General features: G+C 72.2%; 1 protein-coding gene. It reads left to right on the forward strand.

All coding sequences use genetic code 11. From position 1 onward, the window contains the following. Positions 1-414: 414 nt before the first annotated feature. The coding region (locus ACTUAL_RS09110) for a hypothetical protein (RefSeq protein ID WP_440899942.1) at positions 415-6932 on the forward strand (6518 nt) is incomplete at its 3' end.

Genomic DNA, 6932 nt, shown 5'->3' on the forward strand with positions numbered 1-6932 from the left:
CTGCCGTTCGCGCCGGGCGAGCCGATGTCGGCAACGGGCTTCTGGATCGGCCTCGTGCTGGGCCTGACGGTGGCGGCCGTGCTGCTGACCGCTTACCTGCAGCGGCTGTCGCGCCAGCGGGCATCGGCACCGCTTTTCGCCACCGTCTAGCCTGCCCGAATGAAAGTCGGTACAAGCCGGCAACTTCCAAACTTTCGCGCCTCGCCACAGGGCGGCGAGTCTGGTATCGTTTTGCGATTTCACTCCAACAACAAATCGTTCATTTCGGGACCTTCATGCGCACCGCTCTCAGTATCCTGGCCCTGCTGGCCGCCGCCCCCGCTGCCGCCGACCCCCCCCCCCGCCGCGCCGCTGAACCTGAACAACTGGATCAAGCCCGAGGCGCAGGGCCCCGACCTGTCGGGCAAGACCGACGTGCTCTCGGACCTGAACTGGAAGCACTACTCCAAGGACTCGGCCCCCTGGTTCGACAAGGCGGGCCCGGTCGACCCGTCGACGTGGAACGCCAACCGCGACAACGCCCACGTGCGCACCGTCGACCAGACGGTCGCGGACGTGCAGAACACCAGCACCCCGTCGCGGGTCGACAAGATCGACGGTTTGATCAAGTACGACCTGCGCCGCTTCGAGGTGGCCCCTGGCAAGTTCGTCCAGGAGTACACGGTCAAGCTGAACCTGCAGCCCGGCCCCGGCGTCTCCGCGCAGCAGATCGCCGACCTGCGGGCGAACGCCGAGAAGGGCGTCAACGCGCTGCTGAACCAGGGCAACCGCCTGCCCAGCGGCGACCAGTTCCACGTGCGGGTCGACTTCGACTCGACCAGCCCGCACCAGAACGTCAAGGTCAACGCGGACCCGGTCGGCCCCGACGGCAAGCCGGTCTCGCGGAGCACCCAGACCACCTGGTCCCCGAACGCGGACCCGAACGTGCTGGCCCACGAGGTCCTGCACTACCTGGGCGTCCCCGACGAGGGCAAGGACACCGGCAGCGGCGCGCGCGTGCTGCTGGAGAAGGACAGCAACTCCGGCGTCCACGTGGGCGACAAGGGCATGATGGGCGGCGGCCTGAAGGGCCCGGACGCCCGCCTGCTGCCGCGCCACCTGTGGACGGTCGAGAGCACCGCGCTCAGCCAGACCTCGATGCCGAACCCGGCCCCGCTGGACGGCAGCCCGACCCCGCCGAGCCCGAACACCCAGTTCACCCCGGACGGGAGGGCCACGGACGGCCGCGCCGTCGACCCGAACCACGACGGGCCGACGCGGGAGATGCCGCCGAAGCGCGACCACTCGGCTGACACCGCGCAGCCGGAGAGGAAGAAGCGCGCGCGCACCGGCGGCGCCCCGGTCGCGGGGCCCTCCACCGGCGCGGGCCGGGGCAGGGGCGCCGCGCCGAAGGTCCCGGACGGCTTCCTGTCGCAGCCGAACGTGCGGCCCCGGATCTCGGCGAACGACCTCGGCCCGAAGGTCAAGGCCACCGACGCCTTCCTGGACCTGGCGGGCGACCGGTCGAACCAGGTCGCGGTCCCGCACGACGGCCCCGGCTACGACCACACCAAGACGCTCAAGGAGAGCGTCGGCAAGCCGCCGTCGTTCGTCGTCAACTCGATGGTCAACGTCAACGACCTGAACACGCCCGGCAAGTCGCTGGCGGACGTCGTCGAGTCGATCCTCGCGGACCCCGGCAGCCCGAGCGGGCGACTGGACCGGCCCGGCGACCCGAAGGTCGTCTTCGTCGTCGGCGTCAACGCCAAGTCGCCCGCGCCGCCCGAGGGCAAGCGGGCCCCCGACCCGGAGGCCGTGCGGGCGCTCGAGGCGGACATGGCCGCGAAGATCGACGCCGCCATGGCGGCGCTGAAGGCGGACCCCCGGTTCAACGGCAACCCGCCCCCGGTCGCGCTCGTGCAGCTGCCGCCGTGGAAGGACTCCTCGTTCCCGTTCGGCACCGTCCGCAACGAGACGATGGTCAGCACGGCCAACCAGTTCGCGGTCGGCGCGCTGGGCTCGCTGGGCGACAAGGGCACCCACCCGTACCTGTCGATCCAGGACTTCGACACGGGCACCCGCACGGTCCCCGGCGGCAAGCACGTGTTCAACCACGTCTCGGACAGCATGGCGGTCGCGCCGGGCCTCGACCCGGCCCGCCCGATGATGATCAGCGGCGGCTACCGGGTGGACAACAAGGCCCAGCTGGTCGCCGACGTCCAGGCCCGGATCGACGAGGGAATGGGCAAGCTGCCCTCGCACTCGGTCAACGTCCTCAACTCGAACCTGGACGCGGCCAAGGAGGCCCACAAGGCGGAGGTCGCCAAGCTCCCGAAGACGAACCTCACGGCCGCCCAGAAGAAGGTCAAGGCCGATTCCGAGGCCAGGGTCGACCAGGCCCAGGACAACCTCAACACGCTCAAGAAGCTGCAGCTGGCCCAGGCCGAGATCCGCAAGCCGGACTTCGCGCAGAGGTTCGAGCAGCAGATCAACCAGGACATGGAGACCCGCGTCCGGCAGACCGGCGTGGCGCCCATGCTGCCCTACAGCCCCGAGCCGAACCTGTTCCTCGACGCGTCGGTGCCGCTGTCGAACACGGACGTGCGGTTCGGCGCGGGCATGGGCGTGTTCGCCGGGCTCAGCCAGCGGTTGAACGACCAGTTCGCGCGCGAGCTGATCGACGCGCTGCCCGCCGAGCACAAGGCGCGCTACCAGCAGCTGCAGGACCTGCGGAAGAAGCTGGACGCCTGGACCAGGGTCGCGGGTCCCGACTCGCCGCAGGCCCAGCAGCTCAAGCCCCTGGTGGAGATGCTGGAGAACCACCTGCACGAGCGGGAGTCCCAGCTCCAGGTCCAGGCGCAGAACTTCCAGCACCCCGAGCGGGGCATCCCCTTCCAGGTGGACTTCGTCGAGGGCGCGGCGGGCACCGACCTGTCCCGCATCGCGCTGGGCTGGGCGTCCAGCAGCGGTCTCCCGCAGAGCCACATGGACCTGACCAGCGTCGCCAGCCAGTTCTTCGGCAGCGACGGCAGGGTCGACGCCGAGGGCAAGAAGATGAACGACCGCGGCGCGAAGGCGGGCGCCTCGCTCGCGAAGTACCGCAGCGGCTACGACGGCCACAAGCCCGGCGAGCGCGACCCGCTGGGCGTCCGGGAGGGCAGCGGGGTCCCCGGCAACCGCGACCAGCCGGGATGGGAGCCCGAGGCGGACAGCTTCAACGCCAAGGACGAGCGGGTCCCCGGCGGTGAGCGCCAGGTCGGCGCCTTGTCGGACAACCCGCTCAACAAGGCCATCTCCGCGGAGCTGCCCGGCCGCGAGGGCCAGGGCCAGTGGGCGGGCGTCCAGAGCAACTACAAGGACGACCCCACCGCGTCGCCGGAGAAGGCCGCCGCGGGCGCGCACACCGCCATGTCCAGCCCCGAGGCCGCCACCAAGCGGTTCTTCGGCCTGGCCCAGGAGATCAGCTCGCTGCCCGCCACGCCGTCCGGCATCCGGGGCGACGAGCGCGGCACGGACATCGCGGGCAACACCAACGCGCCCGCGCGCGACGGCCTGTACGACGCGGCCCGCTGGGAGCTCGCGGGCAAGCCCGACCTCTGGAAGGGCACGAGCTCCGCGCAGCTGCGCCACGAGGTCCTGGGCTACGGGCTCGACCCGAAGCCGCACACCGCGTCGGGCGCGAGCAAGAAGTTCCAGGACGAGCAGAGCGCCCAGCTGTCCACCGCGTTCTCGAACTTCCTGCACGAGAACCAGCTGGCCGTGAACCAGAACAGCGCGCTGGTGAAGGCGCTCGTGCAGCCCGGTGGGAAGCTGTTCGCGGACTTCAACCAGGACGTGAAGCTGGACCTGCTGCCGAACGACTTCAGCGGGGCGCCGAAGGACGTCGACGTCTGGAAGGACGTCGACCACCCGAACCCCGAGCAGGGCGCGTTCCTGGAGAACGGGAACCTCGTCGAGAACCCGGTCTACGACGGGAACGGCAAGATCATCTCCGGGACGGTCTTCGAGCCGGACGGCGAGCACGGCTGGAAGCCCATCGCCACCATCACGCCCGACGACGTCGACGTGGAGATGCGCGACGACGCCATGGACGTCGACTCGCCGCCGTCCACGCAGCTGCCGGACGTCGGGTCGCTGCGGCTGGAGCAGGACCCGGTCCAGGCGAAGGCCGACGAGTTCGCGCTGCGGGTGCTGGCCACGAAGCTCAACGCCGACATCGTCCTGCACCACCCCGGCGGCACGACCACGCACTCGCCGTTCACCCCGGCGGCCCCGTACCTGGACCCGGCGGCGAAGAAGGCCGCTCCCGGCGCCCTGGCGCCGCCGCGCGGCACGCTCGAACTGGACGTGGTCAACGGCAAGTACTCCCCGCACTCGGACCAGGCCAAGGCCCAGCAGCAGGCCGCGCACGCGGCGCAGGACGCGCGGAACGCCCCGCGCACCCGGCCCGAGCCGGAGCCCGAGGCGCAGCGGACCCGGCCCGAGCCGGAGCCGGAGAGCAGCGCGCCGCGGTCGCGGTCCAACCCGGAGCCGGTCGCGCCCAACGCGCCGTCGGGACGGCGGATCTTCAAGCAGGTGCGCGGGCTCTTCTCCAGCACGCCGGCCGCGGACAGCCTCCCGATGTCCGACCTGCCCTCGACCGGTGGGCGGCCCGGCGCGGACGCGGCACCGTCGACCTCGACGAACCCGCCCGGAGCTCCGGTCAGCGGCACCGCTGTGCCCGAGACCGGGACCACGGGCGTGGACGGCGCCGTGGACGGCGCGGTCGACAGCACCGTCGACGGCGACGCGCGCACCGACGTGCCGCCGGCGGACACGACCACCGACGGCGCCACCACCGACACCACCCCCACGACCAGGGACCTCGACACCGCCCTGCTGCCCGAGTTCGTCCGGGACAGCTCGGCGCTCGGCACCATCGCGGTGCGCGACGTGCACGGGGCCGCGCAGGTCACCGCCGCCGTGCCGAACCTGCCCGCCGCCGACGCGGCGCGGATCCAGCACGCCCTCACCACCGAGTTCGAGACCTTCCTCGGCGACGGCCGGAACTTCCAGGTCAAGATCGACGGCAAGTGGCGCGAGATCAACATCAAGGCGCAGCTCGACCTGCCCGCCACCGGGAGCATCACCACCACCCCGGCGCCCGGCACGACCAAGGTGGACACCGCCGTGCAGAGCGGCACCTCCACCTCGGAGGGCCAGGCGATCACCACCGCCAACGAGATCGGCCTGTCCGGCGCCTACAGCCAGCTCGCGGGTCCGTACGTCTCGGCGGGCGCCAAGGCCAAGATCGCCACGCCGGTGGTGGGCCAGCAGTCCTCCACCACCACGGTCGACCAGCGCATCATCCGCTCGGCGGAGAGCTCGGCGTCGGCGACCGTGCCGGTGACCTTCACGGTCAACACCACCGACGTCTCCGGCCGCTTCCCGAACGGCCCCGCCGCGCCCGCGAGCACGACGCCGGGCGCGACCCCGGCCGTGCCCGGACCGCAGACCGTCACCGGCAGCGTCGACCTCCAGATCCCCGACACCCTCACCAAGATCGGCGAGTCCGGCGCCAGGCTCCGCGCCGACGGCCAGGTCACCCTGGGCGCCCCGATCACCGACCCCGCGGTGGGCGCGAACCTGGACAACCCGGTGCCCGAGGCCGTCTCGGTGCACGACCCGGCCAAGGCGTTCGCGGACGCCCAGCTCCTGCTGCACCCGTCGGTCACCGCGCTCGGCGCCCCCGGCCGCGCCGGGCTCCAGGACTTCCTCAGCGGCACGAACATCCGCCGCAACCTCGGCCCGATGCTCAACGGCTGGGTCTCCTCCCCCGACCTGGCCAGCGCGCACGGCAAGAAGACCGGCGCGGTGCAGATGCGCGCCACGATCACCCGCGCCGAGCTGGTCGGCACGCTCGACACCGCCGAGATGCGGCTGCACGAGGTCACCGGCCGCGCCAGCGGCACCTCGGCGTCGGTCCCGTCCGGCTTCGGCGTGAGCGCGGGCCTCGGCGGCGTGATCGGCCAGCCGGGCGTCCTCGCGGGCCAGGTCGGCTTGGTCGGCGGCTACTCGGCGAGCACCGCCGAGGGCGGCTCGGCGGGCCTGAGCACCACCAACCGCACCGGTGTGCAGCTCAAGGGCGACGTCGGCGTCTACAAGATCACGGCGGACGTGGAGGTGCGCGGCCCCAAGGGCGCCGTCACCGTCCCCGTCACCACCTACCAGCGCATCGGCCTCGCCGAGGCGACGGCGCAGAACCCGGACGGCGGCACGCCGAACTTCCCGGTGCCCGACGGCACCCCCGGCCGGATCAAGGAGGGCACGGCGGGCACCCGCCACGCGCCGCCGTACCTGGCGTCCGCGCTGGCGGCGGGCAACGCGAAGGTCGGCTCGTTCCCGGCGGCGGGCAAGGTGCTCGGCGACGTCGAGGCGATGCTCAAGGCCAACCCCGGCACCAAGGACCTGCTGCCTGAGTGGGGCAGCACGCCGCCGACCGCGCCCACCAGGTCGCGGAACCCGTTCAGCGGCTGGCGGGACCGCTCGCACGCGACCTCGCTCCAGCTGGCGAACCAGCGCGAGCTGGAGAAGCTGTCGCCGACCGCGCTCAAGTCCAGCATGGACGGCCTGCTCGGCGCGGGCGTGACCGCCCAGCTCAAGAGCGAGACCGCGACCACGCGGACCTACACCAACATCACCGTGCGGGCCGTGCCGGTCGGCAACCCGGTGCACCTGGGCCAGATCGACAACCGCAACGTGCGGGCCTCGGCGGCGGTCGCGCCGAAGCTGGACAGCTCCAGCTCCACCTCGAAGGGGTGGAACGTGGGCGTCGAGGGCCGGATCAGCGCCCCGACGAAGGACGGCGGCCTCACGATCACGCCGATCCCGCAGGCGGGCGTGAAGTACAACCGGGCCACCGGGCACAAGAACGCCGCGGGCCCGACGGTCTCGAACACCTCGCTGAACGTGGG

It is taken from the genome of Actinosynnema sp. (genome assembly GCF_052038725.1).